This is a genomic window from Desulfosporosinus sp. SYSU MS00001 (assembly GCF_049943955.1).
Classification (GTDB): Bacteria; Bacillota; Desulfitobacteriia; order Desulfitobacteriales; family Desulfitobacteriaceae; genus Desulfosporosinus.
Window position 1 is genome coordinate 1,126 of sequence record NZ_JBNFTW010000039.1, and the last position, 570, is coordinate 1,695.

At 34.9% G+C, this 570-nt stretch carries 1 protein-coding gene; it reads left to right on the forward strand.

Going from position 1 to position 570, the window contains the following annotated elements:
- Positions 1-2: 2 nt before the first annotated feature.
- On the forward strand, positions 3-570 hold a 568-nt coding region (locus ACPUYX_RS20905), incomplete at its 3' end, for a DRTGG domain-containing protein (protein WP_426381501.1).

Consider the following 570-nt stretch of genomic DNA (forward strand, 5'->3'; position numbering starts at 1 on the left):
TCATCAATTATATACTCTCTCTTGAGGTAGGAGCCAAGATATCGGTAAGAAGTGTAGCCAATGAACTGGGAGTCAGTGATGGAACTGCATACAGAGCCATCAAGGATTGCGATACCATGGGAATTGTTACAACTATACCTAGAGTTGGAACTGTAAGAATTGAGAAAGTAGAAAAGAAGAGTATAGAGGCATTAACATATGCTGAGGTTATCAATATCATTGATGGAACACTTTTAGGTGGGAAAGATGTGATACATAAAACTCTTAGCAAGTTTATAATCGGAGCTATGACTATAGATGCCTTCAGTAAATATATAAGTCCTAATTGCCTGGTTATTGTAGGAAACAGGGAAGAATTGCAAAAGCTTGCTCTTATGAATGAATGTGCGGTTTTGATAACAGGCGGCTTTAGCTGCAGTGACGAAATAAAGAAATTAGCAAATGAAAGGTGTCTACCTATAATATCTTCTACCTATGATACTTTTACAATTGCTACTATGATAAATAAGGCTATTTCAGAAAGCTTAATAAAGAAAGATATTATTTTAGTTGAAGATATAATGAAATCTG